The 834-nt window shown below is 49.3% G+C and carries 5 tRNA genes and 2 rRNA genes; all 7 read right to left on the bottom strand.

What is annotated here, in order from left to right:
• Positions 1-68: 68 nt before the first annotated feature.
• Positions 69-145, bottom strand: a tRNA-Met gene (locus AC1M36_RS28340).
• 30 nt (positions 146-175) lie between these two features.
• A tRNA-Val gene (locus AC1M36_RS28335) sits at positions 176-251 on the bottom strand.
• Between the two features lie 4 nt (positions 252-255).
• Positions 256-330, bottom strand: a tRNA-Glu gene (locus AC1M36_RS28330).
• A gap of 10 nt (positions 331-340) precedes the next feature.
• Positions 341-432, bottom strand: a tRNA-Ser gene (locus AC1M36_RS28325).
• Between the two features lie 5 nt (positions 433-437).
• Positions 438-512: transfer RNA gene (locus tag AC1M36_RS28320), tRNA-Asn, on the bottom strand.
• A 9-nt stretch (positions 513-521) separates the two neighbouring features.
• Positions 522-637, bottom strand: a 5S ribosomal RNA gene (gene rrf, locus AC1M36_RS28315).
• Between the two features lie 101 nt (positions 638-738).
• A 23S ribosomal RNA gene (locus tag AC1M36_RS28310) occupies positions 739-834 on the bottom strand; the annotation flags it as partial.

The raw sequence follows: 834 nt of genomic DNA, 5'->3' as shown, positions 1-834 counted from the left end.
ACCGGGGTCGAACCGGCGATCTCCTGCGTGACAGGCAGGCATGTTAACCACTACACCACGGGACCATTTGGTTGCGGGGACAGGATTTGAACCTGCGACCTTCGGGTTATGAGCCCGACGAGCTACCGGACTGCTCCACCCCGCGATAATACTATTCATATATTATGTTTATATATGGTGGAGGATGACGGGATCGAACCGCCGACCCCCTGCTTGTAAGGCAGGTGCTCTCCCAGCTGAGCTAATCCTCCAAAGTGGTGACCCGTACGGGATTCGAACCCGTGTTACCGCCGTGAAAGGGCGGTGTCTTAACCACTTGACCAACGGGCCAAAAATATCATGGCGGAGAGCAAGGGATTCGAACCCTTGATACGCTTGTGACGTATACACGATTTCCAATCGTGCTCCTTCGGCCAACTCGGACAGCTCTCCAATCATGGCTCCGCAGGTAGGAATCGAACCTACGACCGATCGGTTAACAGCCGATAGCTCTACCGCTGAGCTACTGCGGAATGATATTAGCCTGGCAACGTCCTACTCTCACAGGGACAAGGCCCCAACTACCATCGGCGCTAGAGAGCTTAACTTCCGTGTTCGGTATGGGAACGGGTGTGACCTCTCTGCCATCATTACCAGACTATATTCACTCGAGATAAACATTATTATACTTGATTGATTAAAAAAGTCAATAAGTTTTTTATATTCTCTCAAAACTAGATAACATTTGCTTCATATTATATGGTTAAGTCCTCGATCTATTAGTATTCGTCAGCTCCACATGTCACCATGCTTCCACCTCGAACCTATCAACCTGATCATCTTTCAGGGATCTTA

The sequence above is a fragment of the Bacillus sp. Medicinal_06 genome, from assembly GCF_056711665.1.
Note: the sequence above shows the minus strand (reverse complement) of the source record. Positions and strands in the feature narration are given on the sequence as shown.